Here is an 18,884-nt window from a genome sequence, read left to right on the forward strand (position 1 = left end):
GGTAACCTGGTAGACTGAAAAGCGGCAACATACTTTTAAGAACGACACGACCTTGGCCTTTCAATCGACTTTTCCTTTCGAAACGTCCGCCGCCCGCGCGGACGCTTCGTCCTTATTGCGGCTGTTGCCGGCCTACGAGGGACATTGGGACGAGTTACGCGATGCCTCAGGCGCGTTGCGCGCACCGTGGCGGCAGTTCTTCGAGCGGCTCGGCGAAGACGGCATCGCGCGATTGGAGGATCACTACGCGTCGATCGCGCAGCAGATCCGCGACAACGACATCAGCTACAACGTCTACGCGGACAACGGCGAGCCGCGGCCGTGGGCGCTCGACCTGCTGCCGTTCCTGATCAGCGAGGCCGAGTGGGCGCATATCGAGCGTGGCGTGACGCAGCGCGCGCACCTGCTCAATGCGATCGTCGCCGATATTTATGGGCCGCAGACCTTGCTCGAACGTGGGCAGTTGCCGCCTGCGCTGGTGTTCGGGCATCCGGGTTATCTGCGCTCCGTGAAGGGCTTCACGCCGCCTGGCGGGCAATATCTGCAGGTGGTCGCCGTCGATCTGGCGCGTACGCCCGGCGGTAACTGGACCGTGATGGCGCATCGCACCGAGGCGCCATCCGGCCTCGGTTATGCGCTGGAAAATCGCCTGATCGTGTCGACGCTGTTCGCCGATCCGTTCCGCACGATGCGCGTGAGCCGCCTCGCGCCGACTTATTCGCAGCTGATCGCGACACTCGTGCAGGCCGCACAGTGCACGATGGAGCCCGACAGTTCGAGGGCCGATCGTTCGCCGCATATCGCGCTGCTCACACCCGGGCCGTTTAGCGAGACTTACTTCGAGCACGTGTTTCTGGCGCGCTATCTCGGCGTCACGCTGGTCGAAGGCAAGGACCTGACGGTACGCGACGACATGCTGTATCTGAAGACGCTCGGTGGCCTCGAACGTGTGCACGTCGTGCTGCGCCGTCTGGACGATGCGTTCTGCGATCCGGTCGAACTGCGCGCGGATTCGAGCATCGGCGTGCCGGGCCTGTTGCAGGTGATGCGAGCGGGCAACGTGATCGTGTCGAACGTGCCGGGTTCGGGTTTTGTCGAATCGCCGGCCTTGCATGGTTTTTTGCCGGGCATCGCCGAAGTGTTGCTCGACGAAGACCTCGTGCTGCCGAGCGTGGCGACGTGGTGGTGCGGCGAAAAGGCGGCGCGCGAGCATGCGTTCGCGCGTCAGGACGAAGCGTTCATCGTGCCGACATGGCCGGTCGCGCCACGCGATGCGCCGCCCGGGATCGAGCAGGGCAGACAGCGGCTGTCGACATGGCGCGAACGGATCGAAGCGATGCCCGACACCTATACGATCCAGCAACCGCTGCGCTTTTCCTGCACGCCACGTTATGAGGATGGCACCATCGGCCGCCGTCCGTCGGTGCTGCGCGTCTATGCGATCGCCGACTTCAACGGCGGCTGGCATGTGATGCCCGGCGGCTTCACGCGTATGGCCGCCGAGCGTCAGACGACGGTGTCGATGCAATATGGCGGCAGCAGCGTCGATACGTGGGTGCTGTCGAGTCAGCCGACCTCGACCTTCACGCTGCTGCCTTCGCCGATGCAACCCGCCGACCTTGCGCGCAAGCATCGCACCGTGTCGAGCCGCGCGGCGGAAAATCTGTTCTGGGCCGGACGTTATGGCGAACGCGCCGAAAACAATGTGCGGCTGTTGCGCCTGATTCTCGGCTCGCTGGAAGGCAACGACGCCGACGCGATGTTCCCCACGCTGGTCGAGCTCGCCTTGCATTGCGGCCTTGTGCAGTCCGGCGATATGTCCTCGCCGTATTCGCCGCAGGCATTCGAGCGCGCGCTGGTCGCGAATCTGATCGAGAGCACGGGCGCTGCGAGCATCGGCCAGAACCTCAACTACCAGGCGCGTTCGAACGGTGAAGTGCGGGGGCGTTTGTCGAACGATCATTGGCGCACGATTCTCGCGGCGCGCAACGACTTTCGCGATGCATTGCAGACTTTGATGCCGGCCGCGGGTTTCAACGGCAATGGGACTGGCAATGGTAATGGCGGTGGTTCATCGCAGGGCGGCGCGAATGGCAACGGCCGCGCTGAGCGCAGCGAACGCTACGATCGTTATGACCGCGTGACGCTGATGAATGCACTCGAACGCCTGTCGGTGCAATTGTCGGCGATTAGCGGCGCGCAAGGCGACCGCATGACACGCGACGAAGCGTGGCGTCTGCTCTTCGTCGGACGGCACATCGAGCGGGTATCGGCGATGACGTCGTTCCTGCGCGTGGTCGCCGATAAAGGCCAGCTCGTGACACCGGCCGGGTTCGATCTGCTGTTGCAATTGTTCGACAGCACGCTGACCTATCGCTCGCTGTATCCGGGCCGTTTCGAAGTGCCGGCTTTGCTCGACCTGCTGGTGATCGAGCCCACCAATCCGCGCGGCATCTACGGCGTCTATGAACGCCTGCGCAAAAAGCTCGACGAGATCGCCGTGGCGGCGGGCTGCATGCGGCATCGGCCATTTGCGGAATTGATGCCGCCTGCCGCTTCGTTGCCGACGCTCGAATCGCTGTGCGCAATCGACGAAGATGATTCATACGCCGAGCTGATTGCAGTGTGCGATCAGATTGGCGGCTATGTCGGCGCGGCGGCGCATGAGATCAGCGCGCGCTATTTCAGTCATGCCAGTACGGTCGCATCAAGGGTGTGGTCATGAAGAACGCGCCGACCGTGTTGTCCGTCTCGCATCGCACGACCTACCACTACTCCACGTACGTGGAGACCGCCCAGCATCTCGCGACGATCCGTCCGATTGCCTGTTCGTGGCAGCGGGTGGTCTCGCACAGTGAAAAGATCGAACCGGAGCCGTCGTATCAGACTAGCCGTCTCGATGCATTCGGTAACGACGTGTTGTACTTCGCCTTGGACGCGCCTCACGAACGCCTGCAACTCGTCAGCGAAACGACGGTGGCGCTGATGCCGCGCTGGACCGACCTCGACCCCGACGAGACGCCGGAATGGGAAGAGGTGGCGGACGCGTTGCGCTTTTGGGTCGGTGGCGAGTTCCGGCCCGAGGTGGAGTTCTGCTTTGCGTCGCCGAACATCGTGCCGCGGCCGTCGTTGCGCGCTTACGCACTGCCGAGCTTCCCTCCCGGCATGCCGATCGTGGCGGGCGCGATTGATCTGATGCACCGGATTCACGAAGACTTCGCGTACAAACCTTCGGCGACGATGTTCGACACGCCCGCCGAGCGCGCTTTCGAATTGAAGAGCGGGGTGTGCCAGGACTTCGCGCAGGTGATGATCGGCTGTTTGCGTTCGCTGGGCTTGCCGGCGCGCTATGTGAGCGGTTATCTGCGTAACGATCCGCCGCCTGGGCAACCGCGCTTGATCGGTGCGGATGCCTCGCATGCGTGGGTGTCCGTGTATTGCCCGGAGAGTGGCTGGATCGATCTCGACCCCACCAATGACGTGCTCGCCGATATGGACCACGTGACGCTCGCGATCGGCCGCGATTACAGCGACGTATCCCTGCTGCGCGGGATGATCCTGGGGGGCGGGGCGCATCGGGTGGAGGTGGGTGTGACGGTGCTCGCGCTTTAAGCCGCCGCTTTTACGCTCAGCTTTAACTGCCCGCTTTTACCCCCCGCTTCAAGCCATCACTTCCTGCCGCTCTCACCCTTCAATACGCCACGTTGTGGTCAGACGATTTCCATCAACGAGCCGCGTATCCGCCGCGGCACGCTCTTTTACCCGCGTTCGGGGAAAACCCTCTCCTCGTATTCCCACTCACCGGGAATCCATTTTTTGAAATTCGAGAATGTTCTGGCATTCTGATTCCATTATTCATTGTGGGTAGTTTTCATCGTGAACGCGGAACAGGGTGTGACAGGGGCTGAACGAGTATTGCTGGTGCTGGCGGCGCTCGCCAGTCATGGCAAGGCCATGTCGGTCAAGGATCTGCTCGCTGTCACCGGTCTCGCGCAAAGCACGCTGTACCGGCAGATCGCCTTGCTCAAGCGCTGGGGTTTCGTCGCTGAAAACGCGGGCTATTACGCGCCGGGTCCAATCAGCCTGCAACTCGCGCTCGGCTTCGACGTGAATTCGCTGCTTGTCGAAGCGAGCCGCTCGGAGATGCAGCAACTGGCGCGCGCGTCGCAGGAAAGCATCGGGCTGGTGGTTGCGGTCAAGCATCAGGTGATGTGCCTGGAAATGGTCGACAGCCAGCACTCGTTGCGTTGCTCGTTCGAAAAAGGCCGTGCCGTGCCGCTGAAAGCCGGCGCTTCGGCGAAATCGTTGCTGGCGTTCATGGCCGACAAGGCGCGCACCGAAGTACTCGACAGCGTGTTCGACAACGACCCCGCCGGCCGTGCCGCGATCGAAGCCGAACTCGAACAGATTCGCGCTCAGGGCTACGCCGTTAGCGACAGCGAAGTCGACCCGGGTGTGTGGGGCGTGAGCGCGCCGGTATTTCACCGCAGCGGACGCGGCATCGGCAGCAGCGCGTCGATCACGTTGATGGCGCCGTCCACGCGCGCCATCGGCCGCGAAAGCCAATTCATAGACGGGACGCTACGCACGGCCCGCGCCATTTCCGAGCATATGCAAACCGATTGATCGGGCAAAGCCGCTCGCGGCCGCATTCGATCTGGATACCGAACGAACTGAACGAACCACCAGGAGCCCTCCCATGAAACTGAATCGACTGTTGTCCCTCGCATGCGTCACGTTTGCGGTGACGTTTGCCGGCTTTTCCGGTGCGGCGTCCGCCCAAACGCCGGACGTGCTGAACGTCGCCACCGACGCGACTTTCCCGCCGATGGAATACACCGAAAACGGCGCGCGCGTCGGTTTCGACGTCGACATGATGAATGCGCTCGCGAAAGCCATGGGCAAACGCGTGCAATGGACCGATATCGACTTCAAAGGGCTGATTCCGGGCTTGATCGCGCATCGTTTCGACGCGGCGATCTCCGGCATCTACATCACTGATGAGCGCGCGAAAGTGGTCGACTTCACCGACTCGTATTACGCGGGCGGCCTCGTTGCGCTGGTGAAAACCGATTCGCCGATCAAGTCGGTCGCCGACCTGAACGGCAAGAAAGTGTCGGTCCAGGTGGGCACGAAGTCGGTCAACTTCCTGCGCGACAACTTCCCGCAAATTAACCGCGTCGAAGTCGAGAAGAATCAGGAGATGTTTGACCTGGTCGGTATCGGCCGTGCCGACGCTGCCGTGACCGGCAAGCCTGCCGCCTATCAGCTCGTGAAGACGCGCGGCGGTTTCCGCGTGCTCGACAAGCCGCTGACGACCGAAGCCTACGGCATCGCCGTGCGCAAGGACGAACCGCAACTGAAGACGGCATTCAACACGGCACTGGCGAAGATCAAGGCCGACGGCACGTATGCGGCAATCGTCAAGAAGTGGTTCGGCGCCACCGCGCAATAACCGGCTGAGCAAACATAATGGACCTCGATTTTTCGCCGGTGATTGCCGGCTGGCCGGACATCATGCATGGCGCGCTGGTGACGGTCGAAGTGACCGCCGCCGCGCTCGCGCTGAGCTGCGTGCTGGGTCTGTTGATCGGTATCGGCCGGCTCACGCCGCAGCGGCGCATCATGTACGGCTTGTGTACCGCGTACCTCACGTTCTTTCGCGGCACGCCGTTGCTCGTGCAACTTTTCCTGCTGTTCTTCGGCTTGCCGCAATTCGGCATTCTGTTGCCGGCTTTCGTGTGCGGGATGCTAGGGCTTGGTTTGTATTCGGCGGCCTATGTATCGGAGATCGTGCGCGGTGCGATTCAGTCGGTGGATCGCGGGCAGATGGAAGCGGCGCGTTCGATCGGCATGTCGTCGGGCCAGGCGATGCGCGCGATCATTCTGCCGCAGGCGATTGTGCGGATGATCCCGCCGCTTGGCAACGAGTTCATCGCGTTGATCAAGAACTCGGCGTTGGTATCGCTGCTCACGATCGACGATCTGATGCACGAAGGCCAGAAGATCATCAGTGTGTCGTACCGTTCGCTCGAAGTGTATCTGGCGATCGCGCTGGTGTATCTGGTGTTGACGCAGGTGACCAATTACGCACTGCATCGTGTGGAGCGCCGCTTGCGTGCAGGAGGGATGGTGCAATGAACACCGTAAAAGTAGATGAACCTATTGTCAGCATTCGCGGACTGACCAAATCGTTCGGCTCGCATACGGTGCTGAACGGCATCGATTTCGACATCCAGCCGCAGCAGGTGGTGGTCGTCATCGGGCCGAGCGGCTCGGGCAAAAGTACTTTCCTGCGTTGCTGCAACGGGCTTGAAGAGGCTGAAGGCGGCACGATCGATATCTGCGGGCACCGGCTGGTGGATCACGGGGCGATGCTCAAGGAGCGCTCGCTGAATGCGCTGCGCACCGAAGTGGGCATGGTGTTTCAGTCGTTCAATCTGTTTCCGCATCTGTCGGTGCTGCATAACATCACGGTCGGTCCGCGGATGTTGCGTGGCGCCAGCAAGGCCGAAGCCGAAGCGACTGCAACCGCGTTGCTGGAAAAAGTGGGCCTCGCCCACAAGGCGCACGTGATGCCGGCGAGTTTGTCGGGCGGTCAGAAGCAGCGTGTTGCCATTGCTCGCGCGTTGGCGATGCAGCCGCGCGTGATGTTGTTCGACGAGCCGACTTCCGCGCTCGATCCCGAGCTGGTTGGCGAAGTGCTGCAAGTGATGAAGCTGCTAGCGAGCGAGGGCATGACGATGGTCGTCGTCACGCACGAAATGGGTTTCGCGAAAGAAGTCGCTGACGTGGTGGTGGTGATGGACGGCGGCGTGATCGTCGAAGCGGGACCCCCTGCTGAGATTTTCTCGGCGCCGTCGCAGCCGCGCACGCGCGCTTTCCTTCAGGCGGTGTTGTCGCGCGCATGAGAGTTCCATTCGATGGCAAGGTGTGGAGCGGCCGTTCCGACGAGGGAGAACCCGGCGACACCCGGCGTATTTTCAATCAGGTGGTGCCGTTTGGCGGCGCGCTGCGGCATGAGGATGCTTTACGCGCCGCGCCGCTTACTGGAAGCGATGCGCCCGTGATCATCGGCTTTGGTTCCGACGAAGGCGTGCGGCGTAATCAAGGGCGTATCGGCGCGGCCCATGCGCCGAAGGAACTGCGTCGCGTGCTGGCGGGCTTGCCGGCGAAAACGTCGATGGTGACGCTCGCCGATGCGGGCGATGTGGTGTGCGACGACGGCGACCTCGAAGGCGCGCAGGCGGAACTCGCGAACGTGGTGAGCGACGTGCTCGCGAGCGGCGGCCGGCCGTTGGTGTTGGGCGGCGGCCATGAGGTCGCGTGGGGGACGTATAGCGGTTTTCGCCTGCATCAGGATCGCGTGGCCGGGGCAGCGGGCGCCGGCGTCGCGGCCACCTCACCAAGCTCCGTGGCTCCTGCAGCGAATGCAGGTGTGGTTTCGACCGTCACGTCAGCAACGGCAACCCGCAAGCTCCTCATTATCAACTTCGACGCCCACTTCGATCTGCGCCAGAAGCGGCCGGCGAATTCAGGCACGCCGTTCGATCAGATTGCCAGCGACTGCGCCGAACGAGGTGTGCCATTCAACTACGTATGTTTCGGCATCAGCGATCTGGGTAACACTGCTTCGCTGTTCGCGCATGCAGAACGACTCGGCGTGCGCTACGTGCTCGACATCGACATGCAGGAACCGCAATTGCCGCAGCGTTTGGACGATCTCCGGCAGGTGCTGGACGCAGCGGACGACGTCTATCTGACCATTGATCTCGATGTGCTCCCGGCCGCTACCGCGCCGGGTGTATCGGCGCCTGCCGCGCTGGGCGTGCCCTTGTCGGTGGTCGAAGCGATGGTGCAGCGCGTGCGGGCGTCGGGCAAGCTGCGCGTGGCGGATATTGCGGAGTACAACCCGTCGCTCGATCAGGATAAGCGCACGGCGAGGGCGGCGGCGCGCCTGGCATACCGGCTGCTTTAACGCACGTTAGCCGCACGGCACGGCAGCGGGCGGCGCCGCAGTGCAGCGCACCGCACTGTGCCGCGCCGTGTCGCATCGCGTCGATCGGTGTATCGTAGTCGCCGGTGATCGCCGTGCCGGCACGCGTATTTCAAACGGGCGTATGGATAGATTATTGCTTCGAAGGCAGTCGTTATCGATTCTTGCGAAGTACCTGCTGAGCGATCGTAAACTTGACTCTGTGCGTATGCACATATAGACTGCCTAGCATGAACCGTCCTCTCTCTTACGACGAATGCAACTGTTTCGCGCTGCGCCAGGCGGCCCGGCACGTCACGCAAATCTACGAGCGTCATCTCGGCCAGGTCGGGCTCACGGCCGCGCAGTTCACGATTCTCGCCAAGCTCGCGCGCACGCCAAACCTGCCGATGGTGGACCTTGCGGACGCGATGGTCATGGAGCGCACCACACTGGTCCGCGCCATGAAGCCGTTGCAGCGCGACGGGCTGGTGGTCGCCGAATCGGCGGAGCATGACGGCCGCACGCTTCTGTTCAGTCTTACGGAGAAGGGCGAAACGATCTTCGATCAGGCTGCCGTCGCATGGCGTGCTGCGCAGAGCGAGTTCGAAGAAGAGTTCGGTCACGCACGTGCCAAGGCGTTGCGCTCCGAACTGTTCAGCATCACCGGATAGACAAACCCTATGAGCTCGTTCCGACGAGCTTGGGTACGCCCGATTATGTGCATACGCACTCACGATAGGGAAGTACAGCGATGGACGGACTCTTCGACGACGACTGCTTTGCGATCCGCCAGGCCGCGCGCTATGTGTCGCAGCTTTACGACCGCCACCTGGGGAACGTCGGCCTGACTATCACGCAGTTTTCGCTGATGGGGCGTCTGAAACGCACCGGTCCGTTGACCATGAAGGAACTGGCCGAGGCCATGCGCATGCAACGCACCACGCTTGTCCGCACGATTCAGCCGCTGCGGCGCAACGGATTGGTGTCGAGCGACACACGCGGGGCGGACGCGCGGACGTTGTGGATTGCAATCACGGCAGCCGGCGAAGCGCGTTTGCACGCAGGCCGCAAGCATTGGGATGCGGCGCAAGCCGAGTTCGAGGATCGCTTTGGCGAGCAGCGCGCGGCGGCATTGCGCAGTGAGTTGTTCGCCGTCACAAGCGATCCCATTTGAATCAGGCCCGCGTGGAGCGGGCCAAGCCCGGCGCAGTACAACGCGCCGTTTTTTTTAGCTCAAAGAGTGCATACACACATTCGAACATCATGTCCACTACACCCTCGACTATTGCACCGCCCAGCGTGGCCAAGGCCGCCAAACCGGCCCGGCGCATTCCGTGGATGCTGCTCGCAATCATCACGGTGGTCGCCGTGCTGGCGCTTGCCGCGTCGTACTGGTTCTTCGTCGGCCGCTCTATCGAAACGACGGACGATGCCTACGTCGGCGGGGATGTGACCGTGATGTCGCCGAAGGTGAACGGCTTCGTCACGGACGTGCTGGTGCGCGACAACCAGTTCGTCCATGCGAATCAGGTGCTGATCCGGCTCGATGCGCGCGATTACGACGCTCGCCTCGCGCAGGCCAGCGCGGAGGTTGAGAGCGCAGAGGCCGCCGTTACCGAACTGCAGGCGAAGAAGTCCTTGCAGCTTGCCACCATCAACGAGCAGGCCGCCGAGGTTCGGGCGTCAGGCGCCGAGTTGACACGCAGCGCCGCCGATCAGACGCGCTATCGCGAACTGGTGAAGGACGACGCGGTATCGAGTCAGGTCGTCGAACGCGCGGACGCAGATCTGACCAAGGCGCATGCCGCGGTCGACCGCAGCAGCGCGGCGTTTATTGCCGCGCAACGGCAGATCGCCGTGCTCGACGCGCAGATCGGCGATGCGCAGGCACGCATCGCCACCGCGCAGGCGGCACAACGTGTTGCGGCATTGAATGTGGAGTACACCACGATCCGCTCGCCGATCGACGGTTACGTCGGCAATCGCACTGCGCGCGTCGGCCTGCTGGCGAACACGGGTGTTTCGCTGCTGACGGTGGTGCCGTCGAGCGGGCTGTGGATCGACGCCAATTTCAAGGAAGACCAGTTGAAGAAGATGCACGTTGGCGACGGCGTCGACGTCGATCTCGATGCATCGAGCAACCGGATTCACGGCGTGGTTGAGAGTCTCGCGCCCGCGACCGGCGCGACCTTCAGCGTGTTGCCGGCGGAGAACGCCACCGGCAACTTCACGAAGATCGTGCAGCGCGTGCCGGTGCGCGTGCGTCTCGACGTGCCGAAGGACATGCAAGGCGTACTGCGCCCGGGCCTGTCGGCGACGGTGAAAGTGCACCTCGACGCTGCTCACGGTTAAACGATCATGACTCAGGTCCTCGCCAATCCCGCCGACCTGCCGACGCGCACCAAAGTGTTCGCGTTCGTGCTGATGTGTCTCGGTTTTTTCATGGCGACGCTCGATATTCAGATCGTAGCGTCTTCCCTCAAGGATATCGGCGGCGGCTTGTCCGCGAGTCAGGATGAGCTCTCGTGGGTGCAGACCTCGTATCTGATCGCGGAGATTCTCGTGATCCCGATGTCCGGTTGGCTCACGCGTGTGTTCTCGACACGCTGGGTGTTCGCATTTTCCGCGCTGGGTTTTACGGTCACGAGTATGCTGTGCGGCCTTGCATGGGACATCAACTCGATGATCCTGTTTCGCGGTTTGCAGGGCGCGCTCGGCGCCGCGATGATTCCGACCGTGTTCACGACGGCATTCGTGCTGTTCCCCGGCAAGCAGCGCCTTATTGCATCCACCACCATCAGCGCGCTCGCCACGCTCGCACCGACGGTCGGCCCGGTGATCGGCGGCTGGATCACATCGCAATGGTCGTGGCACTGGCTGTTCTATCTGAACCTGGTGCCGGGCACCGTCGTCACGCTGATGGTGCCGAAGTACGTGCACTTCGACAACGTCGATCTCTCGCTGCTGAAAAAAGGCGACTATCTCGGCATCCTGTTGATGTCCGGTTTTCTTGGGTGCCTGGAATACATACTGGAGGAAGGGCCACGCAAGAACTGGTTCGGCGACGACGTGATCCTGACGTGTACCTGGGTAGCGGCGATCTGCGGATTCCTGTTCATCGTGCACGCGTTCACCGCAAAAGAGCCGATCGTCGATTTGCGCGCACTGGCGATCCGCAACTTCGGCATTGGCAGTCTGCTGTCCTTCATCACAGGGATCGGGATTTTCTGCGCGGTGTTCCTGACACCGGTGTTCCTGTCGCGTGTGCGCGGCTTCGATTCGTTGCAGATCGGCGTGGCGTTGCTGTCGGTGGGATGTTTTCAATTGGTCGCGATGGTCGCGTATTCGGTGGTCGCGCGTTTCGTCGATATGCGCTTGTTGCTGGTGTTCGGCCTGGTGTTGTTCGGCGTCGGCTGTTATCTGTATGTGCCACTGACCAATCAGTGGGGCTGGCAGGAATTGCTGATCCCGCAGGCGTTGCGCGGCATTGGCCAGCAGTTCTGCATTCCGCCCATCGTCACGATGGCGCTCGGTTCATTGCCGATGTCGAGGCTTCGATCCGCCAGCGGTCTCTTCAACCTGATGCGCAATCTGGGCGGCGCGATTGGCATTGCCGTGAGCAGCACCATGCTCAACGATCGGTTGAATCTCCACTACGAGCGGCTCGACGAGCATTTGAGCGCGGGCCGTCCGGTGATCGAGTCGATCTTGCAGCAGCAAAGCGCGCACTTCGCGGCAGTCGGCGGCGATGCGCTGAATGCAGCCAATGCGGGCCTCGGCGCGTTGCATGCGCTGCTGATGCGCGAAGCACTCGTGCTCACGTTCTCCGACACGTTTTTTGCGCTGTCGCTCTGTTTTGTCGTTGGTTTGCTAAGCGTGCTGTTTTCGCGCCCGTTTGGCAATACCGCACCGCCGCCCGATGCGCATTGAGGAAATCAGCATGAAACCCATCGTTATGAAAGTACTCGCGAGCGCGGCACTGCTGACACTAGCGGCATGCGCGGTGCAGCCTGAAACGCATGCGGACCTCCAGCATACGGTTCAGACCGTTGCACCGACCGCGTGGAATGTCGATGCTCCTCAAGACAGCATCAACGCCGACACATGGTGGGCCCAATTCGGCGATCCCGTGATGCATCAGCTGGTGGAATCGGTGCTAACGGGCAATCTCGACGTGCAGGCCGCGGTGGAGCGCGTCAAGCAGGCGCAGGATCTCGCGACGCAAGATCGCGCGGCCTTGCTGCCGGAGCTGAACGCCGGCGCGGGCGCATCCGACTCCCGGCAGAACACGCCGCCGCCGCTCGGCTACGTGCGTCAAGCCGGGTTCGGCGTGACGGCGAGCTGGACGCCGGACGTTTTCGGCGGCGAACGGCTTGCAGTGCTCGCAGCCCAGGCGCAAGTGTCAGGTCGGCAGGCGGCTTTGAATCAACTGCGTCTGGCGCTCGCGGCGAACACAGCGGCGGCGTATATCGATCTGCGCTGGGCGCAATCCCAATTGCAGATTCTCAGCGACAACGAACAGATCCGTGCGCGCGCGTTGAAACTCACGCAGGAGCGCTTGCATTACGGACTGTCGACCCAACTCGACGTTGCGCGTGCGCAGAACCAGTTGGAGGATTTGCAGGCGCAGATCCCGCGCGTGCAGTCGGCCGTGCAGCATCAGTTGAGTCTGATCGCGGTGTATTCGGGGCGCACGCCGGAGAGCGTCGATGGCTTGCTGCTGGCTGATCCAAATATGGCTCGCGACATTCCGGTGCCCGCGCAAAGCGTGCCGCAGACGCTGCCGTCCGACGCGCTGTTGCAACGGCCCGATGTGCGCAATGCCTACGCGACGGTCGAACAGCGCGCGGCGGAAGTGGGCGTGTCAAAAGCGCAGCGCTATCCGCAGTTCAGGCTCAATCTCGCCGACGGCCTACTGGCCTCGTCCTATCTCGGCTTGCCGACGCTGACCGATAACCTCTTCAGCGCGGCATTAAATGCCACGAGCCCGATCTTCAACGCCGGTCGCATCACCGCGAACATCGACGCGAGCGAGAGCCGGATGCGCGAATCGCAGCTCGGCCTGCAGCAGACCATGCTCCAAGCGCTCAAGGAAATCGAGGACAACCGCAGCGATCTGGTGAGTGGCGGTGTGCAGGTGCAGCGCTTAGGCGGCGCGCTCGATGCATCGAATCATGCGCTGCATCTGTCGACTGAGCTCTACAAGAACGGCGCGACGGATTTCCTCGATGTGCTCACCGCGCAGGAGGCGTATCTGCGCGATGCGGAATCGCTAAATCAGGCCAAACGCGAGCATGCGCTTGCAGCCGTCGCGCTGTACCGCTCGCTCGGCGGCGGCTGGGATGTGCCCGCCACAGTCACGGCGGCATCAGCAAATTGATGCGCGTGGACGTGGCGGCGAGATGGGTGAAATGGGTAGTCCAACTGGAGATGAACGATGAGTAAGCGAGAAGTAGTGATCTGCAATCCGGTGAGAACGCCGATTGGCGCATTCGGCGGATCGCTGAAAGAGGTGCCCGCAACCGAACTCGGCGCGGTCGCGGTGCGTGAGACGCTGCGTCGCAGCGGCCTCGATCCGGCCGTGTTGGCGTCCGTCGTGATGGGCAACGTGATTCAGGCCGGCAACAAGATGAATCCGGCACGTCAGGCATCGATTGGCGGCGGCGTGCCGGTGGCCGTGCCTGCGTTGACGGTCAATCGTGTGTGCGGTTCGGGCGCGCAGGCGATTGCGTCGGCGGCCCAGGAAATCTGGCTTGGCCTCGGCGATGCAGCCGTGGCCGGCGGCATGGAAAACATGGACCGCGCGCCGTATCTGCTCGACGGCAGCCGCTGGGGCTACCGGATGGGCAACGCGCAAATCCACGACAGCCTGCTGCGCGACGGCCTGAACGACGCGTTTTCCGGCGAGCATTCCGGCTGGCATACCGAAGACCTCGTCACGCAGTTCGACCTCACGCGCGAAACGCAGGACCGTTGGGCCGCGCGGTCACAACAGCGTTTTGCGCAAGCGCAGGCGCGCGGCGATTTCGACGCTGAACTGGTCGCCGTCGAAGTCCCGGGGCGCAAAGGTCCGCAACATTTTTCGAGCGATGAACAGCCGCGCCCGGATACCACCGTCGAAACGCTCGCCAAACTGCGTCCGGCATTCCGTCCGGACGGCACGATTACCGCGGGCAACGCGCCGGGCTTGAACAGCGGCGCGGCAGCCATGCTGGTCGCTGAGCGTGGGTTCGCTGAGGTGCGTGGCATCGAGCCATTCGCGCGGCTGGTGGCATATGGAGTCGCGGCTGTCGAGCCGGGCATGTTCGGCCTCGGTCCGGTGCCGGCTGTGCAAATGGCCTTGGCCCGCGCAGGTTGGCAACTCGAGGACGTCGAACGCTTCGAGATCAATGAAGCCTTCGCAGCCGTGCCGCTCGCGGTGGCGCGCAGACTCGGCATCGCGGATGAGCTGATCAACGTGCAAGGCGGCGCGATCGCGCACGGTCATCCGATCGGCGCGACCGGTGCGGTATTGACGACGCGTCTCCTGCATTCAATGCGCCGCGACGGCCTGAAACGCGGCGTCGTCACGTTGTGTATCGGCGGTGGGCAGGGGATTGCGCTGGCGTTGGAAGTGATCTGAAATCGGCTGCGGCGCGTTGCGGTGCCAGGAACCGATGACGCGCCGCGGCGCTGGCATGTCGCTGAAACGGCCGCGGCCGTATCGGCTAATGAAAGATCGGCAAGGCCAGATATCCCTTGATGACGATCGCATTGGCGATGTCGATAAAGAAAGCGCCCACCATCGGCACGACCAGAAAGGCGAGGTGCGAATGGCCGAAGCGGGCCGTGACGGCCTGCATGTTGGCAATGGCCGTGGGCGTGGCGCCGAGTCCGAAACCGCAATGGCCGGAGGCGAGCACGACAGCATCATAGTTGCGACCCATCACGCGGAACGTGACGAAGATCGCATAGAGCGCCATCAAAACGGTCTGCGCAACGAGAATCGAAACGACCGGCAGCGCTAGCGAGGCGAGGTCCCAGAGCTTGAGCGTCATCAGCGCCATGGCGAGGAACAGCGCGAGGCTCACGTTGCCGAGCAGGGCGACGGCGTGATCGAGAACGGGCTTGCCCGCGAGCCCGAGTGCATTGCTTAGCACCACGCCGACGAATAGCACGCAGACAAAAGTCGGCAGTTCGATCGCGGTGCCGGCCAATACTTGTGCGAGCGCGTCGCCGGCCGCGAGGCTGATCGCGATCAGTGCCAGCGTCTCGATGAAGGCGCCCGGTGTGGTGGCTTGTTCCGCCTTCGGTTCTTCGAAGGCGAGCGGCGCCTCGACGGGGCTGTCGCCGTGGCTCTCTGCTTGATTCGCTGCATGATGCGCGGCGTCCTTCCTGGCGACTTGCCGCATCAGCACGCGCGCCACTGGGCCGCCGAGAATGCCGCCCATCACGAGGCCGAAAGTCGCGCAGGCGATCGCCGCCTCGGTGGCGGACTGAAGCCCGTGGTGTTCGGCGAACACCTTGCTCCATGCTGCGCCCGTGCCATGACCGCCGGACAGGGTGATCGAACCGACCAGCAAACCGTACAGCGGATCGATGCCCAGTAGATAAGTGAGGGCAATGCCTACTGCATTCTGCAGGACCAGCAGGCCGATCACGAGACCGAGAAAACGCAGCAACAGCGGGCCGCCTGACTTGAGGCTGGCGAGGTTGGCGTTGAGGCCGATGGTCGCGAAGAAGGCGAGCATCAGCGGTGTTTGCAGCGCGGTATCGAAGCGTACTTCGACGTGGCTCGTGGTGCGCAGGATCAGCAGGACGATCGCCACCAGGAGCCCGCCGGCAACGGGTTCGGGAATCGTATAGCTGCGCAGCGGGGGGATCCATCCGACTAGCCTGTTCCCCAACAGCAGAACCAGTGAGGCCGCGACGAGTGTTCCGTAGATACCGACGTTCATAGGCGACCTCGTTGAGAATGAATGGTCTTCACAGCTTGACGAGGCGTCTGACGGCGTGTGGAGCGGTCAAGAAGCGAATGGGAAACGCCTGTGGCGTGAGGGTACCTGAACGGCGGTGATCCAACAACGACTGCGCGCGAGGCGCACTGTCGTGGACCGCCTGGTCGTCGGTGTTGGAGTGAGGCCACATTGAAAGTTTTTCTCCAGCATCGGTTTCGTTTAGCATCGTTGTCACTTTCACAAGAACACCAAGAGACATGGCACTGATCGCACGAAACATCCTTGGGATTGCCGTACTGCTGCTTATCGCCTTCATCTTCTCGACCAACCGGCGCGCCATCCGCTTACGGACTGTAATTACGGCGTTGCTTGCGCAGATCGGTATCGGTGCGTTCATTCTCTTCGTGCCGCTCGGCAAGACGATCCTCGCGTCCGTCGCGTCCGGCGTCAATGATGTACTCGGCTATGGCAACGCGGGCATCGCGTTTCTGTTCGGCGGCCTCGTGCAAGCGAAGATGTTCCAGGTGTTCGGCGACGGCGGATTCGTTTTTGCCGTGCGGGTGCTGCCGGCCATCATCTTCGTGACCGCGCTGATCTCGGTGCTGTACTACATCGGCGTGATGCGCTGGATCGTGCTCGTGCTCGGCACGCTGTTTCACAAACTGCTCGGGGTATCGAAGCTCGAATCGTTCTCGGCCGTGACCACGATCTTCCTGGGCCAAAGCGAAATGCCTGCCGTGGTCAAACCGTTCGTGCGCGACATGACCGGCGCTGAACTGTTCGCGGTGATGTCGAGCGGCATGGCGGCGATTGCCGGTTCGGTGCTGGCCGGCTATGCGGGCCTCGGTGTGCGGATTGACTATCTGCTGGCTGCGTCGTTCATGGCGGTGCCAGGCGGCTTGCTGTTCGCGAAGATCCTTCACCCGACCACCGAACCGAGCCGCGTCCATCTCGAGCATCTCAGCTTCGACGAGAAGCGTCCCGCGAATGTGATTGAAGCCGCGAGTTCAGGCGCGACAGTGGGCCTCAAAATCGCCGTGATGGTCGGCGCGATGCTGATCGCGTTCGTCGGCTTGATCGCGTTGCTCAACGGCATTGTGGGCGGCATAGGCGGCTGGTTCGGCCATCCGCAATTGTCGATGCAGTCGGTGCTCGGCACGGTGTTCGCGCCGCTCGCCTATCTGATCGGTGTGCCGTGGAACGAGGCGGCAATCGCCGGCAATTTCCTCGGCCAGAAGATCATTCTGAATGAATTTGTCGCTTATGCATCGCTGTCGCCGTATCTGAAAGATGCCGCCAGCGTGAGCGCGGCCGGCCTGCAGGCGCTCGATCCGCGTACCCTTGCTATTCTGTCGTTTGCGTTGTGCGGCTTCGCGAACTTTGCGTCGATCGCGGTGCTGACGGGTGGCTTTAGCGCCGTCGCACCGGAACGCCGCGCCGAAGTCGCGCGCTACGGCCTGCGTGTCGTGCTCGCCGCGACGCTCTCGAATCTGATGAGCGCCACGATCGCGGGCATGTTCCTGACGCTGAATTGAATTGAGGATCGTTGCATGAACATGGAACAACTGCTGGAACGCGCGGGTGTTGCGCGAGAAAAGGCCTATGCGCCTTATTCGAAGTTCAAGGTTGGCGCCGCGCTGCTGACCAAAGACGGCACCGTATTCGACGGCTGCAACGTCGAGAATGCATCGTATGGACTGTGTAATTGCGCTGAACGTACGGCTTTTTTCAGCGCGATCGCCGCGGGCTATCGGCGCGACCAGTTCGCCGCGCTGGCCGTGATCGGCGATACGGATGGACCGATCGCACCGTGCGGCGCGTGCCGCCAGGTGATCATCGAACTGGGCGGCCCCGAATTGCCGATCCGCCTCGGCAATCTGCATGGCGCGACCCGCGACACCACCGCGCGTGAACAATTGCCGGACGCGTTTTATCTATGAGCAAGCACAAAGTTATCTACGACACCGATCCCGGTGTGGACGATGCGATGGCGCTCGTTTTCCAGGCGCGGCATCCGGACATCGAATTGCTCGGTCTGACGAGCGTATTCGGCAATGCCACGATCGAGACCACCACGCGCAATGCGCGTTTCCTGGCCGGGCGATTCGCGCCGGGCGTGCCGGTTGCGCAGGGCGCTGCCGCTCCGCTCAAGCGCGCAGCGCCCGAGCCGCTCGCCTGGATTCACGGCGATAACGGACTTGGCAACATCGCGATCGAAGCCGGGGTTGAAGCCGCGCTCGACGCACGCCCCGCACACCGCTTCATCATCGACACAGTGCGCGCGCATCCCGGCGAAGTCACGCTGATCGCCGTGGGCCCGCTCACGAACCTGGCATTGGCGCTGGCCGACGATCCGCAGATCGCCTCGCTCGTCAAGCAGGTGGTCATCATGGGTGGCGCGTTCGGTACGGACGGCGTGCTCGGCAATGTGACCCCCGCCGCCGAAGCGAACATCCTCGGCGACCCCGATGCAGCTGACATGGTGCTCGGCGCGCCTTGGCCGGTGGCGATCGTCGGGCTCGACGTCACGCAGCGCACCATCATGAGCCGGGACTATCTGGCGTCGCTGCGCGATCGCGGCGGTGCAGCAGGGCAGTTCGTGTGGGACGTGTCGCGGCACTACGAGGCCTTTCATGAGCAAAGCGCGCAACTCAGGGGCATTTACGTCCATGATTCGTCGGCGGTGACCTATGTGCTGGCGCCGCACCTTTATACGACGCGCAATGGCCCCGTACGTGTGCTGACGGACGGTATCGCGGTGGGCCAGACCATCCAGAAGCCTTCTACGATGCCGGTGCCCGCGCCGGACTGGGACAGCCGGCCCGAGTGCAAAGTCTGTGTGGACGTGGATGTGCCCGGAATGCTCGCGCTCTACGAGCGAACCCTTTGTGGCACGCTGTAGGACGATCTCGCAACGTCGCTGCCGCTTGTTCCGGGAAGCCCTCTCTCAGTACCTCGTTTTATGCAGA

17 protein-coding genes are annotated in these 18,884 nt (G+C 62.7%); 16 read left to right on the top strand and 1 reads right to left on the bottom strand.

Annotation, left to right across the window (positions count from 1 at the left end; translation table 11 throughout):
- Nucleotides 1-52: 52 nt before the first annotated feature.
- The 13 genes from GNZ12_RS23120 to GNZ12_RS23180 all read left to right on the top strand — a co-directional run bounded on the left by GNZ12_RS23120 (nt 53) and on the right by GNZ12_RS23180 (nt 14,600).
- Nucleotides 53-2,725: a circularly permuted type 2 ATP-grasp protein gene (locus GNZ12_RS23120; RefSeq protein ID WP_172314010.1), complete on the top strand. Its 2,673-nt coding sequence runs from the start codon at nt 53-55 to the stop codon at nt 2,723-2,725.
- Nucleotides 2,722-3,612 (top strand): transglutaminase family protein, encoded by an 891-nt coding sequence (locus tag GNZ12_RS23125; RefSeq protein WP_172314011.1) that lies wholly within the window; start codon nt 2,722-2,724, stop codon nt 3,610-3,612. The genes GNZ12_RS23120 and GNZ12_RS23125 overlap by 4 nt, the downstream gene beginning before the upstream one ends.
- 264 nt (nt 3,613-3,876) lie before the next feature.
- Nucleotides 3,877-4,626 (top strand): IclR family transcriptional regulator, encoded by a 750-nt coding sequence (locus GNZ12_RS23130; RefSeq protein WP_172314013.1) that lies wholly within the window; start codon nt 3,877-3,879, stop codon nt 4,624-4,626.
- 73 nt (nt 4,627-4,699) lie between these two features.
- The gene (locus GNZ12_RS23135; RefSeq protein WP_172314015.1) at nt 4,700-5,455 is read left to right on the top strand and encodes a transporter substrate-binding domain-containing protein; all 756 of its coding nucleotides are present in this window, start codon (nt 4,700-4,702) and stop codon (nt 5,453-5,455) included.
- A 17-nt stretch (nt 5,456-5,472) separates the two neighbouring features.
- Nucleotides 5,473-6,141, top strand: coding sequence for an amino acid ABC transporter permease (locus GNZ12_RS23140; RefSeq protein ID WP_172314017.1), 669 nt, complete (start codon nt 5,473-5,475; stop codon nt 6,139-6,141).
- On the top strand, nt 6,138-6,911 hold the full coding sequence (locus GNZ12_RS23145; RefSeq protein WP_074286582.1) for an amino acid ABC transporter ATP-binding protein: 774 nt from the start codon (nt 6,138-6,140) through the stop codon (nt 6,909-6,911). The genes GNZ12_RS23140 and GNZ12_RS23145 overlap by 4 nt, the downstream gene beginning before the upstream one ends.
- On the top strand, nt 6,908-7,978 hold the full coding sequence (locus GNZ12_RS23150; protein ID WP_172314018.1) for a formimidoylglutamase: 1,071 nt from the start codon (nt 6,908-6,910) through the stop codon (nt 7,976-7,978). The genes GNZ12_RS23145 and GNZ12_RS23150 overlap by 4 nt, the downstream gene beginning before the upstream one ends.
- Nucleotides 7,979-8,226: 248 nt before the next feature.
- Nucleotides 8,227-8,649: a MarR family winged helix-turn-helix transcriptional regulator gene (locus tag GNZ12_RS23155; protein ID WP_172314020.1), complete on the top strand. Its 423-nt coding sequence runs from the start codon at nt 8,227-8,229 to the stop codon at nt 8,647-8,649.
- Between the two features lie 80 nt (nt 8,650-8,729).
- Nucleotides 8,730-9,152, top strand: coding sequence for a MarR family winged helix-turn-helix transcriptional regulator (locus tag GNZ12_RS23160; protein WP_172314022.1), 423 nt, complete (start codon nt 8,730-8,732; stop codon nt 9,150-9,152).
- 89 nt (nt 9,153-9,241) lie between these two features.
- A complete protein-coding gene (locus tag GNZ12_RS23165; protein ID WP_172314024.1) occupies nt 9,242-10,330 on the top strand; it encodes an HlyD family secretion protein in 1,089 nt (362 codons plus the stop codon).
- Nucleotides 10,331-10,336: 6 nt separating this feature from the next.
- Nucleotides 10,337-11,908, top strand: coding sequence for a DHA2 family efflux MFS transporter permease subunit (locus tag GNZ12_RS23170; protein ID WP_172314026.1), 1,572 nt, complete (start codon nt 10,337-10,339; stop codon nt 11,906-11,908).
- Nucleotides 11,909-11,918: 10 nt separating this feature from the next.
- The gene (locus tag GNZ12_RS23175; RefSeq protein WP_172314027.1) at nt 11,919-13,358 is read left to right on the top strand and encodes an efflux transporter outer membrane subunit; all 1,440 of its coding nucleotides are present in this window, start codon (nt 11,919-11,921) and stop codon (nt 13,356-13,358) included.
- A 57-nt stretch (nt 13,359-13,415) separates the two neighbouring features.
- The gene (locus GNZ12_RS23180; protein WP_172314029.1) at nt 13,416-14,600 is read left to right on the top strand and encodes a thiolase family protein; all 1,185 of its coding nucleotides are present in this window, start codon (nt 13,416-13,418) and stop codon (nt 14,598-14,600) included.
- A gap of 85 nt (nt 14,601-14,685) precedes the next feature.
- On the opposite strand, the gene gltS is transcribed toward GNZ12_RS23180, so the two are convergent.
- Nucleotides 14,686-15,915: a sodium/glutamate symporter gene (gene gltS, locus GNZ12_RS23185; protein WP_172314031.1), complete on the bottom strand. Its 1,230-nt coding sequence runs from the start codon at nt 15,913-15,915 to the stop codon at nt 14,686-14,688.
- 257 nt (nt 15,916-16,172) lie between these two features.
- Here gltS and GNZ12_RS23190 point away from each other — a divergent pair, with 257 nt between their 5' ends.
- Genes GNZ12_RS23190 through GNZ12_RS23200 form a run of 3 tightly spaced genes read left to right on the top strand, consistent with a single transcriptional unit; the run spans nt 16,173 to nt 18,817 of the window.
- Entirely contained in the window at nt 16,173-17,450 is a 1,278-nt protein-coding gene (locus GNZ12_RS23190; protein ID WP_172314033.1) for a NupC/NupG family nucleoside CNT transporter, read from the top strand.
- 15 nt (nt 17,451-17,465) lie between these two features.
- The gene (locus tag GNZ12_RS23195; protein WP_115776755.1) at nt 17,466-17,855 is read left to right on the top strand and encodes a cytidine deaminase; all 390 of its coding nucleotides are present in this window, start codon (nt 17,466-17,468) and stop codon (nt 17,853-17,855) included.
- Nucleotides 17,852-18,817, top strand: a complete 966-nt coding sequence (locus tag GNZ12_RS23200) for a nucleoside hydrolase (protein WP_172314035.1) — start codon at nt 17,852-17,854, stop codon at nt 18,815-18,817. The genes GNZ12_RS23195 and GNZ12_RS23200 overlap by 4 nt, the downstream gene beginning before the upstream one ends.
- Nucleotides 18,818-18,884: the final 67 nt, after the last annotated feature.

Source organism: Paraburkholderia solitsugae, from assembly GCF_013177695.1.
Classification (GTDB): Bacteria; Pseudomonadota; Gammaproteobacteria; order Burkholderiales; family Burkholderiaceae; genus Paraburkholderia; species Paraburkholderia solitsugae.

Coding starts and splice junctions, on each gene's coding strand:
- GNZ12_RS23160 (WP_172314022.1), top strand. CDS start 8,730: ATGGACGGACTCTTCGACGACGACTGCTTTGCGATCCGCCAGGCCGCG.
- GNZ12_RS23180 (WP_172314029.1), top strand. CDS start 13,416: ATGAGTAAGCGAGAAGTAGTGATCTGCAATCCGGTGAGAACGCCGATT.
- GNZ12_RS23145 (WP_074286582.1), top strand. CDS start 6,138: ATGAACACCGTAAAAGTAGATGAACCTATTGTCAGCATTCGCGGACTG.
- GNZ12_RS23190 (WP_172314033.1), top strand. CDS start 16,173: ATGGCACTGATCGCACGAAACATCCTTGGGATTGCCGTACTGCTGCTT.
- GNZ12_RS23140 (WP_172314017.1), top strand. CDS start 5,473: ATGGACCTCGATTTTTCGCCGGTGATTGCCGGCTGGCCGGACATCATG.
- gltS (WP_172314031.1), bottom strand. CDS start 15,915: ATGAACGTCGGTATCTACGGAACACTCGTCGCGGCCTCACTGGTTCTG.
- GNZ12_RS23125 (WP_172314011.1), top strand. CDS start 2,722: ATGAAGAACGCGCCGACCGTGTTGTCCGTCTCGCATCGCACGACCTAC.
- GNZ12_RS23150 (WP_172314018.1), top strand. CDS start 6,908: ATGAGAGTTCCATTCGATGGCAAGGTGTGGAGCGGCCGTTCCGACGAG.
- GNZ12_RS23170 (WP_172314026.1), top strand. CDS start 10,337: ATGACTCAGGTCCTCGCCAATCCCGCCGACCTGCCGACGCGCACCAAA.
- GNZ12_RS23175 (WP_172314027.1), top strand. CDS start 11,919: ATGAAACCCATCGTTATGAAAGTACTCGCGAGCGCGGCACTGCTGACA.
- GNZ12_RS23135 (WP_172314015.1), top strand. CDS start 4,700: ATGAAACTGAATCGACTGTTGTCCCTCGCATGCGTCACGTTTGCGGTG.
- GNZ12_RS23195 (WP_115776755.1), top strand. CDS start 17,466: ATGAACATGGAACAACTGCTGGAACGCGCGGGTGTTGCGCGAGAAAAG.
- GNZ12_RS23200 (WP_172314035.1), top strand. CDS start 17,852: ATGAGCAAGCACAAAGTTATCTACGACACCGATCCCGGTGTGGACGAT.
- GNZ12_RS23165 (WP_172314024.1), top strand. CDS start 9,242: ATGTCCACTACACCCTCGACTATTGCACCGCCCAGCGTGGCCAAGGCC.
- GNZ12_RS23155 (WP_172314020.1), top strand. CDS start 8,227: ATGAACCGTCCTCTCTCTTACGACGAATGCAACTGTTTCGCGCTGCGC.